Here is a 20,335-nt window from a genome sequence, read left to right as displayed (position 1 = left end):
GCCGGCATGCACCCGACTCCCCTTTCCTCGCGCCGCGGCCTGCTGGCCGCGTGCGCAGGCTTCGCGCTGGCACCCTCGACCCTGCTGGCCGCCGCCCCGTCCGTGCAGGGCTACAAGGTCGTCAACACCTACCCGCACGATCCCAATGCCTTCACCCAGGGCCTGTTCTTCCACGACGGCTTCCTGTACGAGAGCACCGGCCTGCGCGGCCGCTCCAGCATCCGCCGGGTGGAGCTGGCGACCGGCCGCGTCGTTCAGGCCGTGGAGCTGCCGGCCGAGTTCTTCGGCGAAGGCATCACGATGTGGGGCGACCGCCTCATCGGCATCACCTGGCAGGAGCAGACCGCCTTCGTGCTCGACCTGAAGACCTTCAAGCTCTGGCGCAAGTTCAGCTATGCCGGCGAAGGCTGGGGCATCACCCACGACGGCCGCGAGCTCATCATGAGCGACGGCACGGCCGAGCTGCGTTTCCTGGACCCTCAGACCTTCAAGGAGCTGCGCCGGGTGCGCGTGACGGCCGGCGGGCGGCCCGTCGAGCTGCTCAACGAGCTGGAATGGGTGGAAGGAGAGGTCTACGCCAACGTCTGGCAGACCGATCGCATCGCCCGCATCAACCCCAAGACGGGCAACGTGACCGGCTGGATAGACCTGAGCGGCCTGCTGCCCCAGCGCAGCGGCGCCGACGACGTGCTCAACGGCATTGCCTACGACGCCAAGGCCAGGCGCCTGTTCGTCACCGGCAAGCTCTGGCCCAAACTCTTCGAGATCCAGCTGACCAAGCCGCGCTGAGCGGGGCCGGCGGCCTTTCAGCGGCAGACGTCGCTGCCCTGGTCGAACACGATCTCCCAACCGCCGGCCGGCTTGCGCCGCCAGACGGACTGGAAGCGCGCCACCACCTTGCCTTCGGGGTCGGTCACCGGACCACTGCTCTGCGCCAGGTCTCCGCTCGGCAGCACGACGACGAGTTCAGGCTTCCACGCGAACGGCGCGGCGGCGCCCTCGAAGAACTTCTGCCACACAGCCATCACGCCATCCGGCCCGCGCAAGGGCTGCTTGCCGCTGATGAAGATGACGTCCGGCGCCAAGAGCCGCCTGAAGCCGGCGGCGTCGCGCGCGGCCATGCGTGCGGCAAAGGTGTTCTCGACGGCCGTGACCTCCGAGACGCGGCGGGCGATCTCATCCGGTGCCGGCCACGCGTCGGCCGCGTGGGCGGCGGCCGCGGCAGGCATCGCGGCAGCGGCAAGCAGGGCTTGGCGGCGGTTGGTCAAGGGTGGCTCCTCTTGCGTTGAGCCACCAGCATGCCCGCCGCTGCCCTCCCTGACTCAAGTCACCCGCCAGGTCCCTCGAGGGCAGGCCTTCAGAACGCGGCGATGCCCGTCTGCGCGCGCCCCAGGATCAGCGCGTGGATGTCGTGCGTGCCCTCGTAGGTGTTCACGACTTCGAGGTTGACCAGGTGGCGGGCGATGCCGAACTCGTCGGAGATGCCGTTGCCCCCCAGCATGTCGCGCGCCATGCGGGCGATCTCCAGGCTCTTGCCGCAGGAGTTGCGCTTCATGATGGACGTGATCTCCACGGCCGCCGTGCCCTCGTCCTTCATGCGCCCGAGGCGCAGGCAGCCCTGCAGGCCGAGCGTGATTTCGGTCTGCATGTCGGCCAGCTTCTTCTGGATCAGCTGGTTGGCCGCCAGCGGCTTGCCGAACTGCTTGCGGTCCAGCGTGTACTGGCGGGCGGTGTGCCAGCAGTCCTCCGCCGCGCCCAGCGCGCCCCAGGCGATGCCGTAGCGGGCGCTGTTCAGGCAGGTGAACGGGCCCTTGAGGCCGCGCACCTCGGGGAAGGCGTTCTCTTCCGGAACGAACACCTTGTCCAGCACGATCTCGCCGGTGATGGAGGCGCGCAGGCCCACCTTGCCGTGGATGGCCGGCGCCGACAGGCCCTTCCAGCCCTTCTCCAGCACGAAGCCGCGGATCTGGCCGCCATCGTCCTTGGCCCAGACGACGAAGACGTCGGCGATGGGGCTGTTGGTGATCCACATCTTACTGCCGGTCAGCTCATAGCCCCCGTCCACCTTGCGCGCGCGGGTGATCATGGAGCCCGGGTCGGAGCCGTGGTTGGGCTCCGTGAGGCCGAAGCAGCCGATCCATTCGCCGGTGGCCAGCTTGGGCAGGTACTTCTGCTTGGTCGCCTCGTTGCCGAACTCGTTGATGGGCACCATCACCAGGGAGGACTGCACGCTCATCATCGAGCGGTAGCCCGAGTCCACGCGCTCCACCTCGCGGGCGATCAGGCCGTAGCAGACGTAGTTCAGGCCGGCGCCGCCATACTCGGTCGGGATGGTGGGGCCCAGCAGGCCCAGCTCGCCCATCTCGCGGAAGATGCCCGCATCGGTCTGCTCGTTGCGGAAGGCCTCCAGCACCCGCGGGCGCAGCCGGTCGTTGCAATACGCCGCCGCGGCGTCGCGCACCATGCGTTCGTCGTCGGTGAGCTGCTCGTTGAGCAGCAGCGGGTCGTCCCAGTGGAAGCTTGCCTTGGTGGCCATGGTGTGTCCTCGTTGATCAGGTTCACCCAGGCCATGAGCCGGGGCGCGTATGGCGCCCAGTATTCCTCTCGTCTCGATTCGTGTCCAATTCAAGAAACGACTTCGACGATTCGCAATACCTATGGACATCCACACCGCAGCCCGCTCGATGGAGTTCCGGCACCTGCGCTATTTCATTGCGCTGGCCGAGGAACTGCACTTCGGCCGAGCCGCCGAGCGCCTGGGCTTGACGCAGCCGCCGCTGTCGGTCGCCATCCAGCAGCTGGAGGCCAGCGTGGGCGCCCGGCTGTTCGACCGCGACAGCAAGGGCGTGCGGCTGACGCCGGCGGGCCAGGCCTTTCGTGCGAGCGCCGCCGCGCTGCTGGCACGCGCCGAGGAGGCCTGCGCCCAGGCCCGCGAGGTGCAGGCCGGCGAAGTGGGACGGCTGCGGCTGGGCTTTGTCGGCTCCACGCTGTTCAACGGCCTGTCCGCCTGGCTGCTGGCCTTCCAGGCCGATCACCCCAAGGTCGAAGTCATCGTCGTGGAGCTGAACTCCCAGGACCAGATCGACGCGCTGCTGGGCGAGGAGCTGGACCTGGGCCTGGTCCACACCGACCGCCTGCCGCCGGCGCTGGCCTCGCAGCCCCTGTACAGCGAGCCCTTCCTGGCCTGCCTGCCGGCGGCCCACCCGCTGGCGGCGTTGACGTCCATCCCGCTCAGCGCGCTCAGCGAGCAGCCCTTCATCCTGTTCTCGCGCAAGGGCTCGCCCGACTATCACGCCCGCATCGTCGAGATCTGCCGCCAGCACGGCTTCTACCCGCGGCTGCAGCACGAGGGCCGGCACTGGCTGTCCGTGGTGTCGCTGGTGTCCCAGGGACTGGGCGTGAGCATCGTGCCGGCCGCCTTCCAGCAGGCCGGCATCCAGGGGGCGGTGTTCCGGCCGCTGACCGAGGCCATCGAGCCGTCAGCGGTATTCGCGGCGTGGCGCAACGACGCGACCGGCGTACTGCGCGAGGGCTTTCTCGCGACCCGGCCCCCGGCCTGACGTCGACGCCCCGGCCGGGCAACGTTCCGCCCATGAGCGTGCATGAGCGGCCCTGAGCGCCTCCGAGCGCCGTTAGACACCGGTAAACGCCGATGAACACCCATGAGCCGACGGGGACCCATGGGCCGCGCATTGCCGGAGCCAGCCCCGACCGCTTGTTGCACGCCGACTTCGCTGGTTGACACGCAGTTGGAATTAACCGACACCACGACCGTCAAGGCAAAGCTATGGTGCCGCCCGCCATGCCTTCCAACGCATCCCCTCGCCTCTGGGACATTTCGCCCGTTGTCGCACCAGACGCGCCCATCTTCCCTGGCGACGAGCCCTACAGCCTGCGCTGGACGGCCCGGCTGTCGCCCGGCTGCCCGGTCAACCTCAGCGCCGTCACGATGTCGCCGCATGTGGGCGCGCACGCGGACGCGCCGCTGCACTACGCCAACGACGCGCCCGCGATTGCCGACGTCCCGCTGGACACCTACCTGGGTCGCTGCCGCGTGATCCACGCCATAGGTGCTGCGCCGCTGATCACCGTCGAGCACCTGCGCCACGCCGAGCAGGACCTGCCGCCCCGCGTGCTGGTGCGCTGCTGCGAACAAGCCGACACGGTGTGGAACCCAGCCTTCACCGCCTACGCCCCCGAGGCGATCGCCTGGCTGGCAGCGCGCGGCGTGCGGCTGATCGGCATCGACACGCCCAGCGTGGACCCGGCCGACTCCAAGGTGCTGGACAGCCACCAGCAGCTGCGCCGGCTGGATCTGCGCGTGCTGGAGAACCTGGTGCTGGACGAGGTGGCCGAGGGCGACTACGAACTGATCGCCCTGCCCCTGAAGCTTCAAGGCGCCTGTGCCTCGCCGGTGCGCGCCGTCCTCCGAGAACTTCCATGACCTCAAGAGAGCAAGCCCTCGCGCTCGATGCGCACGACCCGCTGGCGCCCCTGCGCGAGCACTTCACGCTGCCGCCCGGCGTCATCTACCTGGACGGCAACTCCCTGGGCGCCTGCCCCAAGGCCACGCCAGCCCGCGTCGCCCGCGCCGTGGAACAGGAATGGGGCCAGGGCCTGATCGCGAGCTGGAACAGCGCGGGCTGGATCCACCAGCCGCGCAAGCTCGGCGACCGCCTGGCGCCGTGGATAGGCGCGCAGCCTGGCGAGGTGCTGGTGGCCGATTCGACGTCCATCAACCTCTACAAGGTGCTGCACGCAGCGCTGCAAATGCAGCCGGCACAGCGCCGCGTGGTAGTGAGCGAGCGCAGCAACTTCCCCACTGACCTCTACATCGCGCAAAGCCTGGTGCAGGCCCAGGGCGGCGAGCTCGTGCTGGCCGATGCACCCGAGGACATCCCGGCGCTGCTCGACGGTCGCTGCGCGGTGCTGATGCTCACGCACGTGAACTACCGAAGCGGCCGCATGCACGACATGGTCGAGCTGACGCGCCTGGCTCATGAGGCTGGCGCCCTGGCCCTGTGGGACCTGTGCCACAGCGCCGGCGGCGTGCCGGTGGACCTGCGCGGCGCCGACGCCGACTTCGCCATCGGCTGCGGCTACAAGTACCTGAACGGCGGCCCCGGCGCTCCCGCCTTTGTGTGGATGCACCCGCGCCACGCCGGCCGCGCCCGCCAGCCGCTGACAGGCTGGCTGGGCCATGCGGCGCCGTTCGCCTTCACCACCGACTACCGGCCCGCCGAAGGCATACAGCAGTTCCAGTGCGGCACGCCGGCAGTGCTCGCGATGACGGCGCTGGACGCGTCGCTGGACGTGTTCGACGTGGCGCAGCAGCTGGGCGGCATGGCCGCGCTGCGCGCCAAGTCGCTGGCACTTACCGAGGCCTTCATCGCCCAGCTGGACGCCCGCGTGCCGCAGGCCCGCGTCGCGACGCCGCGCGACGCCGCGTTGCGCGGCTCGCAGGTCTCGTTCTCGCTGCCGGCAGAGATCGACGGCTATGCCGTGATGCAGGCGCTGATCGCGCGCGGCGTGATTGGCGACTTCCGCGCTGGCGAGCCCGCGCTGCTGCGCTTCGGCTTCACGCCGCTGTACACGCGCCACATGGATGTGGTGGAAGCAGTGGACGTGCTGGTCGACATCCTCGCCACCGAATCCTGGCGCAGGCCCGAATTCATGCAACGCCACGCAGTGACATGAGCGACAAGATCGAACACCACGGCGCCCAGCTCGACTTCTCCCGGGACATGAGCTATGGCGACTATCTTCAGCTCGACGCCATCCTGAGCGCGCAGCAACCGCTCTCGCCCGACCACAACGAGATGCTCTTCATCGTGCAGCACCAGACCTCGGAGCTGTGGATGAAGCTCATGCTGCACGAGCTGCACGGGGCGCAAGCCAACGTGGCGGCCGACCGGCTGCCCGAGGCCTTCAAGATGCTGGCCCGGGTGTCGCGCATCATGGAGCAGCTGGTGCATGCATGGGACGTGCTGGCGACGATGACGCCGCCCGAATACAGCGCGATCCGCCCCTACCTCGCCAAGAGCAGCGGCTTCCAGAGCGCGCAATACCGGCGCATCGAGTTCATGCTGGGCAACAAGAACCCAGCCATGCTCAAGCCCCATGAGCACAGGCCTGACCTGCTGGCCCAGGTGCGCGAGGCCTACGAGGCCCCGTCGCTGTATGACGAGGTGCTCAAGCTGATGGCGCGCCGCGGCATCCCCGTGCCGGCCGCCAACCTCGACCGCGACTGGACCCAGCCCCATGTCGCCGACGAAGGCGTCAAGGCCGCCTGGCTGACGGTCTATCGCACCCCGCAGGCCCACTGGGACCTCTACCAGATGGGCGAGGAACTGGTGGACCTGGAAGACGCCTTCCGCCTCTGGCGCTTCCGTCACGTGACGACGGTGGAGCGCGTCATCGGCTTCAAGCGAGGCACCGGCGGCACGGGTGGCGTCAGCTATCTGCGCAAGATGCTGGACGTGGTGCTGTTCCCGGAGCTGTGGGCGCTGCGCACGGAGCTTTGAGGCTGGGGCGGTGCGCGGTCCACTGCGCGCGCTGATTCGAGCAGGACCTTTTCTGTCCCTTGCGGGCGCTCCCTGTGGCTGGCAGCGGGGCATTGGCGATGGGTTCCTTCGCGACTGAATGCCGAGCAAAATTGTCCGCGGCAACCCATCTCTTTCCCGGACGCCAGATGCGCTCAATCCTTGCTTTACTCTTGTTGGCTCCGGCCCTCTGCTTGGCAGAGCCGAGGGCCGAAAGTGGCGGCGGCTATGTCCCGCCGAATGGCTTGGTGCCTGATGCCAGAACTGCGATCGCGATCGCCGTAGCCATATGGAAGCCAATCTACGGCGCCAAGCAGGTCGAGTCGCAGCGTCCCTTCAAGGCCACGCTTGTTCAAGGCGTTTGGCATGTGGAAGGTTCCCTGCCGCGTGGCACCGTAGGCGGCGTCGCGGAGGCCCGGATTTCCAAGACAGATGGCAGAGTCGTCTACGTCATGCATGGCATGTGAACGGGAGATCTCACTGCTGGAGCAAGACGTTTCGCGCTGGCGTGCGTCCATGCATCGCGGGCAATGGCAAGGGCAGCAGCCAGAAGCTGTCGCCGGCAATAGGCTGCCTTCGGCTAGGCTGCAGGGGGGCCGCAACGCCACCCCTGTGTGATTTGTCTTCGGCCGACATCTGGTTTGTGGTGGCTCGTCCGCAGCGGCTGCTGCCAGTTGTCGCCGCTTGATCGCTGCCCGGTCTTCGGCCGAAAGCGCCCGAGCATGACTGGCCGTAGGGAAGGCTAGGATTGGCGCGAGAACAATCTCGATCGTTCGTGAAGCGCCGAGAACAAACATGGGGAGCTACATGCCAAGATTCCTGAGGCCCTTAGTGGCAGTCGTGCTTGCGTGCATGCCTGCGATTGCATTGCTGATCGCGACTTCAGCACGAGCGGCCGTGAGTCTTCAACTTGACGTCGGTAGCCACGTTAGGGCCAAGGCCGGTGCGTCGAGAGTTCCGCCGGACAGACAGGCTACTTTTGACGTGACGCTTGGCGAAAATTACTTGATGGTCGAATCGACTGGCGAGACCATCGTCTACGACTTCGCTTCCCGAAAGCGCTCTGTCATCGACAAGCGCACGAAGACTAGAGTCGATTATTCGCTGTACGACACCGTTGGATTTCGGGTCTACGAGTTTCGGAATCGCAGCGTTCTGGGAGGCGCGCTGTCTGCATCCAAGGTGGATGACTCCGCCATGGCCCAAGTCGACAACGAACACAATCTGGCTGTGCAAGACAAGCCGTCCTCGCCGCTTCGGGTCACGACCGAGGGCACGGATGAGGTGTTCTATGCCGGCCCGAAGGTGATGTTTCGCCAGGGCGTCCGCCTGATGCCCGCGTCAACGACCGAAGCGCGAATGTTCGCCCAGTTGATTCGGTACACATTTGGCGGACACCCGCAGATTCTCAGTGCACTCGCTCAGGCGAATTCAATTCCGAAGAACCTCTCCCTGGTCACTTACGACGTCGGCGGAACGACCACGCATACCGTGACCGTTCGGAGTGTTAGTTCCAACAACGGTCGAACAATTGACGCGTCGGCACTCCCAATACGACCAGCGTCCGGATCGGACAACCCGGTGGACCAGGCCCTTGACCGGGCGGTCGCATTCACGCCGCATGACCTATCGAACGCGCGGCAGCGCAGCAAGGACGAGCTTGACACAGCGCTGCGGGAGGGCCGGGGGCTTGACGCATTCCTAGGAATCGTCGAGTGGACTCTCATGACAGGGGAGGCGCCAGCGCCGCTGAACGCCGACCAGCAAAAGCTGGTCAAGGCAAATGATGCGGTGCGCCGATTGACTGTGGCGTTGAGCGCCAAGTCGAAGGATGACCTATCCAAAGCGGTCGTCGACATTGCCGATGTTGCCAAGAGCGCCACGACGAAAGCTTATGTTCTTCGGATATTCGAAGCGAACAATCGGGCGATGCTCGGAGAGCGTGGTGCCGCTCAGAAGCTCTTCCTCGAAGTTCTGAAATCCAATCCCTTCATCGCCGGCGTCTACAAGGACTTGGGCGACAACATGTTTGTCGATTTCGACATGCCGCGTGCGTGGCGCTGCTGGGATATCGGCCGAAAAATAGCGCCTGGATTTGCGAACTTCCGATCGATCAACCAGATGGAGAGTTCACTGGCTGCGCAGCACCCGGAGTTCTTTTAGGCAGATCGCTCACCTGATCGTTCAATAGAAGCGTCTCGGGTCGCGGCCCTTGCAGCAGTGCTCTACAAAGTTCGACGGGTTGCATTGTGGGTTCAGACTGCAACATGACCGTCACATCCAGCGACAGCCCGACCACTGAGAGGGGCGGCTCCAAGGCGCTGCGCTCAGCGCGGTCGTCTTGACGCGGCGCGATGTCACCGCAGGAACTGGTGAGGCGAAATGGCGGCGGCCATGTCCCGCCGAATGGCTTGGTGCCAGATGCCAGAACTGCGATCGCCATCGCCGTAGCCATTTGGAAGCCAATCTACGGTGCCAAGCAGATTGAGTCGCAACGTCCTTTCAAAGCCACGCTTGTTCAAGGCGTTTGGCATGTGGAAGGTTCCCTGCCGCGTGGCACCGTAGGCGGCGTCGCGGAGGCCCGGATTTCCAAGACAGATGGCAGAGTCGTCTATGTCACGCATGGCATGTGAACGGGAAATCTCGCTTCTGGAGCAAGATGTTTCGCGCTGGCGTGCGCTCATGCATCGCGGGCAATGGCCGGCCTTCTGCCGACATCTGCTCACCACGATCTTTGTGACGCACCGTTCTTCGGTCTGGCCCATCGCTGATCGGGTGGTCGAGCTCACCCGAGGACACAGGGACCAGCAGTCGACCCTGTCCCTCGCCGCGGAGGCAGGTGTCCTGTGAGCCGGGAAGTGGGATGGCCTCGCGCGACCGGCGATCTCTGGCGAAGGGAAGCGGTTGCCGGCACTGTTGCGGCCGTGGCCACCCTCTCCCTCATGCGGGTCTTGTTTCTGGCGGAGCATGCGGCGCCTAGCCCGGCGCACCGTCCGGCTGCTATTTCGGTGTCGCTTTATCTGCCGCCGCCCCTGAAGCCGGTCCAACGCGAAAAGCGTCTCGTCATCGCGTCACGCGAATCACCGGCAAAGACCTCAAGGTCTCAGGCGACACCTCCAGCGCCCATCGCTGTTTTGCAACCGACTCCTGTTGCGTCGACGGAAGTGACGGGCTCGCCGATTGACGCTGCCGAGCCGCAGGTACAAGCTCCTCTTCGTTTAGGCGGGCAGACCCTGCGCAATGCGATCGACGCCGGCAGGTCTCCGGCTGAGCGGATGGCGAACGCCGCGGGTAAGTCATTCAGAAGCGAACGGGTGACGCAATCCGAGACTCTCGCTGCGACTATCGCGGATGCTGCCGTTCCGAGCTGCCTGAGATCCGATGCACTGAAGCACGACGAACCGCGTGTCGGCCCGGTCGGTCTGGGAGGCGCGCTGCCAGCCCTCTTTCTGATCCACGCGGCTGCAACCGGGAAGTGCAAGGACTGACTGAAGGCCGGGCGGCGCTGAGCGTCCGCCCAGCACCAAACCCACGCTTCGCTCGGGCGGTCCCGCAGGGGGGCGTGCCGCGCCGACCAGTCGTTGCGGGGTTTGCGCCATCAAATGCAGGCCCCGGCTGATCCAGTTCCTCGACGAACGCATCGATAGCCATGATCGGGCTGCCTGCGCCGAAGAAGTCGTCGAGCGACTCGGGTGGCAATCTCGGCGCCTGGTGTGGCTGCCGACTGGCAAAAGGCTTCTACCGGGCAGGCGACTTCACCACAATGGAGGATGCATACCTGAGCACCGCGTCCCTAGCATGGGCCACCGTGAGACCCCAAGCAGGGCAACGTCATGCTGCAAATGTCATTACCACGCGCGCTCATCGTGGGCGTCTTCTGCATAGCCATCGCACGGCCTGCGGAGCCCGCCGGCACCACTGGAAAGGCGGAACCGCCAGGCAACAGAGGGCGGGAGGTGGATGCCATTCGCGGTGATGTAGCGACATGCTGTGCGAGCCGCCCACCGAGCACGTCCTTGGCCCAGGCGAGATGGGAACTCAAGCGCGCGCTGAACGAAATCGAGCGGCACGGCAAGCAATGGACTGAAGCGGAATACCACGCTCACATGAGTCATACCCAGAACCTCTATGTCGCGGTGTTGAAAGCGACGGCACAGGATGGCCCTTCCGTTTCCGCTTGGTCCAAGTGCTGGAGGCTGAGTTCGGACAGGCTAACAAATTGGACTGGATACGAGCCGCGGATGGTGGAAGTGTTCGCGAGATGTCGGGGCAGTGGCAAGCCCGACGTTGAGGCGCCGGACGAGTTGACGCAGATCTTGCACTACGGGGCAACCCAGCTTCCCGGACGTCACAATCCACAAGCTGATGCTGTTGTCCAGTTGATCAGGGCCAGCGCGATGAAAGCGGGCTGCATTGACCCGAAATTTCGATCCAAGCTCGCACATGAGATGCGATCACACTCGGAGCCGAAAGACGCGCTGGAGGCTGCTGGGAGGCAGATCTATGGCAGCGACGGCTACTCAATCGCGTTGAATCGGATAGAGGCGTGCCACAGGACGCTGAGGAGCTGACAGTTCAAGGTCTGCGCCCGGATGGTGATTCGGCGGGCAGCTAAAACTGCTACGCGTCTGTTGCGGCCCTCACAAGTGCCCAGCTCAATGCAAGGAAGAGGCCGCGCGCCGATTGAATTCAGCGGCTGGCGGAGCCAGGCCGTCGGAATTTGGTGGTCCTTCGCCCTGATTCGGCCAGCGCCTCAAAGCAAAAGCCAAAGGGGAACGATGTCCAGCAGGGGAATACCGGGGGATGCACGTGCCGACCGACCGACTCGTTGCGCCGCTTGCACCCATGCTTGAGTCGCCTGACCTTGGCCTTGAGCAGTTGATCGTGAACGCCATCCAACCCAATGAAACATGCTCGGAAGTCTTCCATGCGCAGGCCGATGTCATGGCGCAAGGGTTGACCCGCTATCTTGAAGCGTTGGTCCGGGCGCGTATGGGTTCCAGCAACGGCTGACGGAAGTAGTCTGACTGACAGGGGCGTCGCCCTTACACCGGATCTAGACCGCCGTCGACACGCTCCCCACGACTGAACCGTTGACCGCGTGCATGACTGCCTATCCCTCGCGCAGCGTCGGACGATCAGCTCACTTCAGGCGCCGCATGAGCGCGAAACGAAAGCCGTCGCTGGCTTCGAGGATCGCCTTAGTCGCTTTTCGCAACCGACTTTTCCGGGGCATCATGTGGCAGGTCGGCTCGATCACCCGGCAGTGGCTGTACGCCGTTTACGCCTGAGCCCAAGGACTACCAGAATGCTGCCACCACCGGCACCAAGAACATACGCAAAAGCCCTCCAGCCGGCCGACTCGGTGGCGTGGAATTTCCGTAGCTCGTCATAGGAAACGACTGACGTCCCATCGATAGAGAGTTGCCACATCGAAAGACGCTCTGGTCCGGCTCCTACGCCGGTGAAGGTCTTCTCCGCAATCAATGCAGAAACGGAAGCGCCCGGCGACAACTTCGCCACCTTTGGCGCCAACTGCCGGGGGATTCGTTGAACCAAGATCGCACCCCCAGCGTGATCCTGGACTCGTACCTCAGCATAGATTCGCCCCTTGGAGCTGGAAATGCGCGAATCAACAACTCTGCCTTCGAATGACTTGAGATCGGAACGAACGGGGGGCGCCCCATTGAACCACTCGACCCCAAGGACGATTGCCATCGCAAGAAGTCCGCCGACTCCAAACCCAAGATGTTTTGCATCAGCGCGGCTTGCTGCATTCATCAACCAACAACCCTCAGAAACCTAAAGTAAATCTGATCCGTGGCAAAGACGGCAGACCAGTCGTTGCACCAGCCCACATAGGCCAGTTCGCCACCCTCGACCCGACGTCAACGTTGAACGGAATCTCGGGCAATGGGTACGGGTGTACTTGCTGCGACTCCTCCTTACCCGAGAGTCCTCGGATTCAGCCTAGCCACTCCAGGCGGATCGGAAGCAGCTTATCGTCAAATTCGGCTGCACTGATAGCTCAGTCTTCATCCGTGGGTGCGTGTACCGTGCGTGCGTGCGGCGATGCGGACCACTTCGCAAACCTTGTGCAGCCGAGCACCGGCCCGCAGGCCGCTTCGATGTTGCGGGCGTGTTTTGGCGATCCTCCAGGCCGATCACTCGTCCTCGCCCTGCATGTTTCTCTGGAAGATCGCCTGCGTTTTGTTTGTCAGCACCAGCAGCGCCGCCGTCTCCACCAAGGCCGCGTCCTTGCGACGCAACTCCCACTCCAGTTCCTGGATGCGTCGCCGATCGACCTTCGTCTGCGACGGACTCGCTCTGGACTCTTCGGGCGCAGCAAGCGACTGGATGGCGATGTCCTTCCACTGCTGCGGTTGATGCGCATGCCGCCCGTTCTCGCAGCATCAGGCGTTGCGCAACACCTCGTCCATCGCCGCCGTCGCGATGACGGCCTGCAATCTCGCCGCCGCCGTCCAGATCTACTGCGGGGGAAACCTAGAATCCAGCCACCGCTTCAGCCGACCAAGGTCCGCCACCATGGACACCCGCACCTCCGAAACCCGCCTGCGCATCGAGCGCCTGCGCGATGCCCTCAACGCCCACGGCGCGCATGCCGTGCTGGTGCCGTCCAGCGACCCGCACCTGTCCGAGTACCTGCCCGACCGCTGGCAGGGCCGGCAATACCTGTCGGGCTTCACCGGCTCCATGGGCAGCCTGGTCGTCACACGCGAGCGCGCTGCGCTGTTTGCCGACAGCCGCTACTGGGCACAGGCCGAGGCACAGCTAGCCGGCAGCGGCATCCAGCTGGAGAAGATCCCCACCGGCGCATCCACGCTCTACATCGACTGGATTGCCAAGGCCCTGCAGCCCGGCCAGGTGCTGGCCGTGGACGGCCAGGTGCTGGGCCTGTCCCTGGCCAACGCGCTGCGCGCGGCCATGCAGCGCGCTGGCGTCACGCTGCGCACCGATCTGGACCTGGTGCAGGACGCCTGGGACGACCGTCCCGGACTGCCCACCGAACCCGTCTACGAGCACCTGCCGCCCCAGGCCGCTGTCAGCCGCGCTGACAAGCTGGCCCGCGTGCGTGCCGCGATGGCGATGGCGCTGACCACGCACCATCTCATCTCCACCGTCGACGATGTGGCCTGGCTGCTGAACCTGCGCGGCTCGGACGTGGAGTGCAACCCCGTCTTCATCGCCCACCTGCTGCTGGCGCCCAACGGCGGCCAACTGTTCATCGGCGCGGGCAAGCTGCCGGCCGATGTCGAGGCCCGCCTCGCGGCCGACGGCATCCAGCTGGCGCCCTACGCCCAGGCCGCCCAGGCCCTGGCCGCCCTGCCCGCGACGGCCAAACTGCTGATCGATCCGCGCCGCGTGACGCTGGGCCTGCGCGAGGCCGTGCCGGCCACCGTCGCCGTCGTCGAGCAGATCAACCCCAGCACGCTGCTCAAGAGCCGCAAGACCGCCGCCGAGGCCGCCTTCATCCGCGAGACCATGGCCGAGGACGGCGCCGCCATGTGCGAGTTCTATGCCGAGTTCGAGGCCTCCCTGGCCCGCGGCGAGCGCTGGAGCGAGCTGGACATCGACACCCGGCTCACGGCCGCGCGCCGCAAGCGCCCGGGCTTCGTGGGCCTGTCCTTCAGCACGATCGCCGGCTGGATGGCCAACGGCGCCCTGCCCCACTACCGCGCCACGCCCGAGTCCTTCGCCCAGATCGAGGGCGACGGACTGCTGCTGATCGACTCCGGCGGCCAGTACCTTGGTGGCACCACCGACATCACCCGCGTCTGGCCCATCGGCACGGTCAGCGCCGAGCACAAGCGCGACTACACGCTGGTGCTCAAGGGCACGCTGGCGCTGTCGCGCACCCGCTTCCCGCGCGGCACCCTCAGCCCCATGCTGGACGCCATCGCCCGCGCACCGCTTTGGGAGCATGGCCTGGACTACGGCCACGGCACCGGCCACGGCGTGGGCTACTTCATGAACGTGCACGAAGGCCCGCAGAGCATCTCCAAGGCCATCGGCGAGCCGGCCATGGCCATGGAGCCCGGCATGATCACGTCCATCGAGCCCGGGCTGTACCGGCCTGGCCTGTGGGGCGTGCGCATCGAGAACCTGGTGCTCAACGTCGCCATCACAACGCCCGAGAACAACGCCTTCGGCGAGATGCTGGAGTTCGAGACGCTGACGCTGTGTCCCATCGACACGCGCTGCATCGACATGAGCCTGCTGCGTGCCGACGAGGTCGAGTGGTTGAACCAGTACCACGCGACGGTGCGCGAGCGCCTGGCCCCCAAGGTCAGCGGCGCAGCCCTGGCCTGGCTGAACGAACGCACCCAGCCGCTGGCGGCATGAGAGCGCTGGCCGCGCTGCTGCTGATCGCGGCGGGCGCGGCCGCGGCGCAGACGCGCTACGAAGGCCTGTGCGACGCCTCGGCCGCAGTGGCGCTGGACGCGCGGCATTTCGTCGTCGCCGATGACGAGCACAACAAGCTCAGCATCTACAGGCGCGGCGAGCCCCGGGCCGTCGGCGAGCTCCGGCTCGACAAGTTCCTCAAGACCGACAAGGAAGCCGACCTCGAAGGCTCGGCCCAGGTCGGCGACCGCATCTACTGGATCGCCTCGCACGCCCGCAACAGCGCCGGCAAGCTGCGCGAGGACCGCCACCGCTTCTTTGCCACTCAGGTGCGCGGCGCGACGGTCGAGCCCGTCGGCAAGCCCTACACGGCGCTGCTGGCCGATCTGCTCGCGGCACCTGCCCTGGCTCAGCTCAAGCTGGCCGACGCGGCCCGGCGCGCAGCGGAGGCGGACGGCGGCTTCAACATCGAAGGCCTGGCCGCGGCGCCCGACGGCAGCCTGCTGATCGGGCTGCGCAATCCCGTCCCGCGAGGCCTGGCCATCGTCATCCCGCTGCTGAACCCCGCCGAACTGGTCGACGGCAAGGGCCCGGCGCGCTTTGGCAGCGCCATCCGCCTGGACCTGGGCGGCCGCGGCGTGCGCTCCATCGAACGCGTGGGCAACGGCTACCTGATCGCCGCCGGCCCGCCGGCCGACGACGGTACGTTCGCGCTGCTGCGCTGGAGCGGCAAGCCGGGCGATGCGCCCGTGGCCTTGAAGGTGGAGCTGGGCACGCTCAGGCCGGAGGCGCTGTTCGCCTGGCCCGATGGCCAGCTCACGCTGCTCAGCGACGATGGCGGCGTGCTGGTGGGCAACAAGGCCTGCAAGGACGCGGACAAAGCCATGCGCTCGTTCCGCGCGCTCGACTTCAAGCCTTAGCGAGCAGCAGGCGGCGCCGGGTAGCGCCACACCAGCGCCGCGCTGGCCAGCAGCTGCACCAGGACGCCGCAGAACACCGGCACGGCGCTGCCCTCCCCGCCCAGGAACGGCGCCACGAGCTGCGTGCCCAGGGCGCCCGCCGCCAGCAGCGCCAGGATCAGCATGGCCGTCGCACGGCCCATCTGCGCGGGCGGCACGGCCAGTGCGTCCACGAACGTGGCCGGCCCGCGGATGGCCAGCGAGCCGCAAAAGCACATCCAGTACGCCACCACCGCCGCATAGGGCAGATGCCCGAGGGATGCACCCAGCAGCGCCAGCGTGCAGGCCAGCACCTGCGCGCTGGCGCCAAGCCGCACCACGCGCGCGTGCCCCAGCCGCTTGGCCAGCCGGCCGGACTGCGACGCGCCCAGCATGAAGCTGCCCACGCCCAGCACCTGCAGCAGCGCGAATGCGCTGGAGCCCAGGCCCAGCGCGTGCTGCAGCAGTTGCGGCGCACTGGCCAGGAAGGTCAGCAGCGCACCGATGCACAGCGCGTGCGACAGCGCCAGCCGCAGGTAGCTGCGGTTGCGCAGGATGGCGGCGTAGCTTGCATCGTGGGCCAGGTTGAGTCCCGGCAGCTGGCGCGGCGCGATCTTGACGACCCAGGGCAGCACCAGCAGCGACAGGCCCGCCAGCACCCAGAAGGTACCGCGCCAGTCCACCACCGTCAGCATCAGCGCACCCAGCACGGGACCGGCGGCCGGCACGATGGCCTCGACCATGGAGATGGCGGCGATGCCGCGCACGACATCGGCGTCGGCCAGCGTGGCGCGCACGACGGAGGGCGCCACGACGGTGGCCGCCGCGGCTGCGACGCCCTGCAGCAGCCTCAGCACCAGCAGCGTCTCGATGTTGGGGGCCAGTGCGCAGCCCAGGCTGGTCAGCGCCAGCAGCGCCAGGCCGACCTCCATGCAGCGGCGCGGACCGAGCCGGTTCAGCAGTTCGCCCCACAGCAGCTGGGCGGCGGCCAGTCCGGCGAGGTAGACGGCGATGGTGGCCTGGGCCAGCGGCACGCTGATGCCCATGCCCAGCTGCAATGCGGGCACGGCCGGAAGGTAGAGATCCATCGCTGCCATGCTCACGCCGGTGACGAGGGCCAGCGGCAGAATGGTGCGTATCGATGCGGACGTTGACGGATGCAAGAGAGCCTCTTCTTCACAGAGGGCGCCCTTGACCTGACGCCACCACCGAGCGTGGCGGAGGCTCCCGGCCTCCGTCGCAGCACCCCTCGGCGGGACGCGCCGCAGGATACGCCGCGGCAGGGTTCGCATTCTAGGCAAGGCACACTGCGGCCATGGATCAGGTGGAAGTCGCCGTCATCGGCGCCGGCGTCGTGGGCCTCGCTGTGGCGCGCGAGCTGGCGCTGCGCGGACGCGAGGTCGTCGTCATCGAGGCGGCGGGCGCCATCGGCACCGGCATCTCCTCGCGCAACAGCGAGGTCGTCCATGCCGGGCTCTACTACCCGGCCGGCAGCCTGAAGGCGCAGCTGTGCGTGCGCGGCCGGCAGTTGCTCTACGACTACTGCGAGGCGCGCGGCATCACGCACCGGCGCTGCGGCAAGCTGGTCGTCGCGACGCGCGAGGCCGACCTGCCGCGGCTGCTGGAGCTGGCCGCCAAGGCAGCGGCCAACGGCGTCGGCGATCTCGAGCTGCTTGACCGCGCGGCGGTGCGGGCGCTGGAGCCGGCGCTGCGGGCCGAGGGCGCGCTGTGGTCGCCGTCCAGCGGCATCGTCGACAGCCACGGGCTGATGACCGCCCTGCTGGGTGACGCGCAACGGGCCGGCGCAACGCTGGCCCTAGCCAGCCCGGTGAGCGGCGGCATGCGCCGCGACGGCGGCTGGCAGCTGCAGGTGGGGAGCTTCGAGCTGGGCGCGCGGCACGTCGTCAACGCCGCCGGACTTTTCGCGGCGCAGGTGTCGGCCTCTCTCGGCGTCGCGGCGCCGACGCTGCGCTTTGCGCGCGGCCACTACTTCTCGCTGGCCGGGCGTGCACCGTTCTCGCGGCTGATCTACCCGCTACCGGTCGACGGCGGCCTGGGTGTGCACCTGACGCTGGACCTGGGCGGCCAGGCCCGCTTCGGGCCGGACGTGCAATGGCTGCCTGACACCGCCCCCGACGCACTGGACTATGCGGTGGATCCGGCGCTGGCCCCTGCCTTCGAGGCCGAAGTTCGCAGCTACTGGCCGGACCTGCCGGCGGGAGCGCTGGCGCCCGCCTACGCCGGCATCCGACCCAAGCTGAGCGGACCGGGTGAGCCGGCGGCGGACTTCCGCATCGACACGAAAGCCGGCCTGGTCAACCTGTTGGGCATCGAGTCGCCGGGGCTGACGGCCTCGCTCGCACTGGCGCAAGCGGTGGCCGAACGGCTGGGTGAGCGGCCAGGCTGAATCAGGCGCTGGTGTCCACGCCCTGGGTCTGTGCGGCCGGCTGCAGCCAGTTCTTGCTGATCTGGTCGTAGAGCTTCTGCGCCAGCACGGCGATGTCGGACGTCGCGCCCTGGCCATCGGCGTCGGCGCCTGCCTTGGCGAGCTCCTTGAGCTGCCCCGCCAGCCTTTCGATCTCGGACACCGTGCCGTCCTGGTTGGTATCCAGCGGGTCGTAGCTGGTAGACGACGAGGCCGACGTCGCCTGCGTGCCGCCGGACTGCGCGGGCGGTGGGCCACCGGCGCCCTGCGGCCCTTGGGGTCCTTGTTGCGGACGTGCAGCCTCGAACTCGGCGCGCGAGAGCTGGCCGTCGCCGTCGGTGTCCAGCGCGGCGAAGGAATCGGCGTCACCATCCTCCTCGTCGCCGGAGCCGGCACGGGCCTGCGCGAAGTCCAGCGTCGAGGCCGGAGGCGGCATCAGGTCGCGCATGCCCTGGCTCAGCTCGTCACTGGACAGGCTGCCGTCGCCATCGCTGTCCATCTGCTTGAGCAGCGCCGCGCTGTCGGCGTCACCGGTCGCGTTGCCTTGCTTCAGCATCTGCGCCAGCTCCGTGGCGTCGACGCCTCCGCTGCCGTCGCTGTCCACCTTGGCGAACATGCGTGCGTCGTGTTCGGCCTTGCGGGTCTGTTGCGCGCTGTCCCAGGACCGGTTGGCACCGCCCAGGCCGCTGATCGTGCTCATTGGCTGCTCCTTCAGAAGGGTTGTGGATCGCCTCGCGGCCCTGTGGCTGCGGGACGATTCATTCTTCTGGGCACGCGTCAACCGTTCGTATGCGCCCTATGTCCGGGCCGACACAAAGCAGCCATCCAAGGCCCGAACTGCGCCCGGATTGCAGCGCTGTTCGGGCGATCCCCGGGCAATCACCGGAAAAGGGGCGCCTCAGCCGTGGGCCGACTGCTTCGCGATGATCGCGTCGGCCGCGTGCTCCGCCTGCTGCAGCGGCTGGCCCAGCGCCTGCGTGGCGTAAGCGGGCGTGGCGGGTGCCGGAGTACCCAGCACCGCGCCTGCGGTGTCGTGCGTGTCGACGCTCACGTCCATGGACAGGCCCACGCGCAGCGGGTGCTCGCGCAGCTCGGCCGGGTCCAGCGCGATGCGCACCGGCACGCGCTGCACGACCTTGATCCAGTTGCCGGTGGCGTTCTGCGCCGGCAGCAGCGAGAAGGCACTGCCGGTGCCGGGCGACAGGCCCAGCACCTTGCCGTGGTACTCCACCTTGCCGCCGTAGGTGTCGGCCGAAAGCAGGGCCGGCTGCCCGACACGGATGTTGCGCAGCTCGGACTCCTTGAAGTTGGCGTCCGCCCAGAGCTGCTCCAGCGGCACGATGGACATCAGTGCAGTGCCAGGAATCACTCGGCTGCCCACCTGAACGCTGCGCTTGCCGACGTAGCCGGATACCGGCGACAAGACCGCGTTGCGGCGCAATGCGAGCCAGGCAGCCACGTAGTCAGCACGAGCGGCCAGCACGCTGGGGTGCTGGGCCAGCGCCACCCCCTGCACACCGGCGCGGGCGGCTTCCACCTGGCGCTGCGCGACCTGGAGCGCAGCCTGCGCGGTCATCACGGCCTGGCGGGCATGGGCGATCTCCTCGGCCGGCAGCGTGTCGTCGGCGGCCAGCGGCTGGCGGCGTGCCAGGTCGTCCTGGGCACGCTTCAAGTCCTGGCGGCGCAGCTCGACGGTGGCTTCGTACTGCGGCACGCCGGCATAGCGCTCGCGCAGCTGGCGCACCGCGCCGCCCAGGCGTGCCTCGGCCTGGGCCAGCGCCACCTCGGCGTCCACCGGATCCAGCTTCACGAGCTCCGCACCGGCCTGCACCAGCTGGGTCTCGTCGGCGCGGATCTCCGCGACGTTGCCGGTGACCTGCGACGACAGCGTGACCATGTTGCCGCCGACGTACGCGTTGTCGGTGGTCTCGCGCTTGGACAGCACCAGCACTGCGTAGACGGCATAGAGCAGGCCGGCCACGACGAACAGCGCCGTGATGCCGGCGAGCGCCCGGCGGCGCTTGCGTTCAAGCGGGGATGGGGTGACGGGTTCGGTGGTGGACATG

Annotated in this window: 18 protein-coding genes and 1 riboswitch; of the genes, 13 read left to right on the top strand and 5 right to left on the bottom strand. The window is 67.4% G+C overall.

All coding sequences use genetic code 11. The annotated features are described in order from the left end of the window. Nucleotides 1-6 precede the first annotated feature (6 nt). Nucleotides 7-789: a glutaminyl-peptide cyclotransferase gene (locus QM732_RS08055; RefSeq protein WP_415655650.1), complete on the top strand. Its 783-nt coding sequence runs from the start codon at nucleotides 7-9 to the stop codon at nucleotides 787-789. Between the two features lie 17 nt (nucleotides 790-806). Here the strand turns inward: QM732_RS08055 and QM732_RS08050 are convergent, their stop codons facing one another. Continuing rightward, nucleotides 807-1,268, bottom strand: a complete 462-nt coding sequence (locus tag QM732_RS08050; protein WP_415655649.1) for a YybH family protein — start codon at nucleotides 1,266-1,268, stop codon at nucleotides 807-809. 89 nt (nucleotides 1,269-1,357) lie between these two features. Further along, entirely contained in the window at nucleotides 1,358-2,536 is a 1,179-nt protein-coding gene (locus QM732_RS08045) for an acyl-CoA dehydrogenase (RefSeq protein ID WP_415655648.1), read from the bottom strand. Between the two features lie 148 nt (nucleotides 2,537-2,684). On the opposite strand from QM732_RS08045, the gene QM732_RS08040 reads away from it, so the two are divergent. The 11 genes from QM732_RS08040 to QM732_RS07990 all read left to right on the top strand — a co-directional run bounded on the left by QM732_RS08040 (nucleotide 2,685) and on the right by QM732_RS07990 (nucleotide 15,826). Beyond that, complete coding sequence (locus QM732_RS08040; RefSeq protein WP_415659352.1) at nucleotides 2,685-3,560, top strand: LysR family transcriptional regulator; 876 nt, start codon at nucleotides 2,685-2,687, stop codon at nucleotides 3,558-3,560. Between the two features lie 242 nt (nucleotides 3,561-3,802). Beyond that, nucleotides 3,803-4,444 (top strand): arylformamidase, encoded by a 642-nt coding sequence (kynB, locus tag QM732_RS08035; protein WP_415655647.1) that lies wholly within the window; start codon nucleotides 3,803-3,805, stop codon nucleotides 4,442-4,444. Next, nucleotides 4,441-5,697 (top strand): kynureninase, encoded by a 1,257-nt coding sequence (gene kynU, locus QM732_RS08030; RefSeq protein ID WP_415655646.1) that lies wholly within the window; start codon nucleotides 4,441-4,443, stop codon nucleotides 5,695-5,697. The genes kynB and kynU overlap by 4 nt, the downstream gene beginning before the upstream one ends. Continuing rightward, complete coding sequence (gene kynA, locus QM732_RS08025; protein ID WP_415655645.1) at nucleotides 5,694-6,524, top strand: tryptophan 2,3-dioxygenase; 831 nt, start codon at nucleotides 5,694-5,696, stop codon at nucleotides 6,522-6,524. The genes kynU and kynA overlap by 4 nt, the downstream gene beginning before the upstream one ends. Nucleotides 6,525-6,691: 167 nt before the next feature. Beyond that, nucleotides 6,692-7,009 (top strand): NTF2 fold immunity protein, encoded by a 318-nt coding sequence (locus QM732_RS08020; protein WP_415655644.1) that lies wholly within the window; start codon nucleotides 6,692-6,694, stop codon nucleotides 7,007-7,009. Nucleotides 7,010-7,394: 385 nt separating this feature from the next. After that, nucleotides 7,395-8,705, top strand: a complete 1,311-nt coding sequence (locus QM732_RS08015; protein WP_415655643.1) for a hypothetical protein — start codon at nucleotides 7,395-7,397, stop codon at nucleotides 8,703-8,705. 191 nt (nucleotides 8,706-8,896) lie between these two features. Next, nucleotides 8,897-9,175, top strand: a complete 279-nt coding sequence (locus QM732_RS08010) for a YbbC/YhhH family protein (protein WP_415655642.1) — start codon at nucleotides 8,897-8,899, stop codon at nucleotides 9,173-9,175. 291 nt (nucleotides 9,176-9,466) lie between these two features. After that, nucleotides 9,467-10,030 carry a hypothetical protein gene (locus QM732_RS08005; RefSeq protein ID WP_415655641.1) on the top strand — a complete coding sequence of 188 codons (564 nt, stop codon included), beginning with the start codon at nucleotides 9,467-9,469 and terminating at the stop codon, nucleotides 10,028-10,030. Between the two features lie 1,315 nt (nucleotides 10,031-11,345). Beyond that, entirely contained in the window at nucleotides 11,346-11,555 is a 210-nt protein-coding gene (locus tag QM732_RS08000; protein ID WP_415655640.1) for a hypothetical protein, read from the top strand. A gap of 1,533 nt (nucleotides 11,556-13,088) precedes the next feature. Further along, nucleotides 13,089-14,906, top strand: coding sequence for an aminopeptidase P family protein (locus QM732_RS07995; RefSeq protein WP_415655639.1), 1,818 nt, complete (start codon nucleotides 13,089-13,091; stop codon nucleotides 14,904-14,906). Then, on the top strand, nucleotides 14,903-15,826 hold the full coding sequence (locus tag QM732_RS07990) for a DUF3616 domain-containing protein (protein WP_415655638.1): 924 nt from the start codon (nucleotides 14,903-14,905) through the stop codon (nucleotides 15,824-15,826). Before QM732_RS07995 ends, QM732_RS07990 begins: the two co-directional genes overlap by 4 nt. Here QM732_RS07990 and QM732_RS07985 read toward each other — a convergent pair. Further along, a complete protein-coding gene (locus tag QM732_RS07985; RefSeq protein ID WP_415655637.1) occupies nucleotides 15,823-17,007 on the bottom strand; it encodes an MFS transporter in 1,185 nt (394 codons plus the stop codon). The genes QM732_RS07990 and QM732_RS07985 overlap by 4 nt on opposite strands. 13 nt (nucleotides 17,008-17,020) lie before the next feature. Further along, nucleotides 17,021-17,101: riboswitch (S-adenosyl-L-homocysteine riboswitch) on the bottom strand. Between the two features lie 58 nt (nucleotides 17,102-17,159). Between QM732_RS07985 and QM732_RS07980 the strand changes: the two genes are divergently transcribed. Then, a complete protein-coding gene (locus QM732_RS07980; RefSeq protein ID WP_415655636.1) occupies nucleotides 17,160-18,251 on the top strand; it encodes an NAD(P)/FAD-dependent oxidoreductase in 1,092 nt (363 codons plus the stop codon). Nucleotide 18,252: 1 nt separating this feature from the next. Here QM732_RS07980 and xopAW read toward each other — a convergent pair whose 3' ends face one another. Together xopAW and QM732_RS07970 are read right to left on the bottom strand one after the other, a co-directional pair. Further along, on the bottom strand, nucleotides 18,253-18,969 hold the full coding sequence (gene xopAW / locus QM732_RS07975) for a XopAW family type III secretion system calcium-binding effector (RefSeq protein ID WP_415655635.1): 717 nt from the start codon (nucleotides 18,967-18,969) through the stop codon (nucleotides 18,253-18,255). Nucleotides 18,970-19,167: 198 nt separating this feature from the next. Next, nucleotides 19,168-20,334: an HlyD family efflux transporter periplasmic adaptor subunit gene (locus tag QM732_RS07970; protein WP_415655634.1), complete on the bottom strand. Its 1,167-nt coding sequence runs from the start codon at nucleotides 20,332-20,334 to the stop codon at nucleotides 19,168-19,170. Between the last annotated feature and the right edge of the window lies 1 nt (nucleotide 20,335).

This window comes from Roseateles sp. (assembly GCF_047654805.1).
GTDB lineage: Bacteria > Pseudomonadota > Gammaproteobacteria > Burkholderiales > Burkholderiaceae_C > Pelomonas.
The sequence above is the reverse complement of the archived record's forward strand: the minus strand, read 5'-3'. Positions and strand labels throughout refer to the sequence as shown.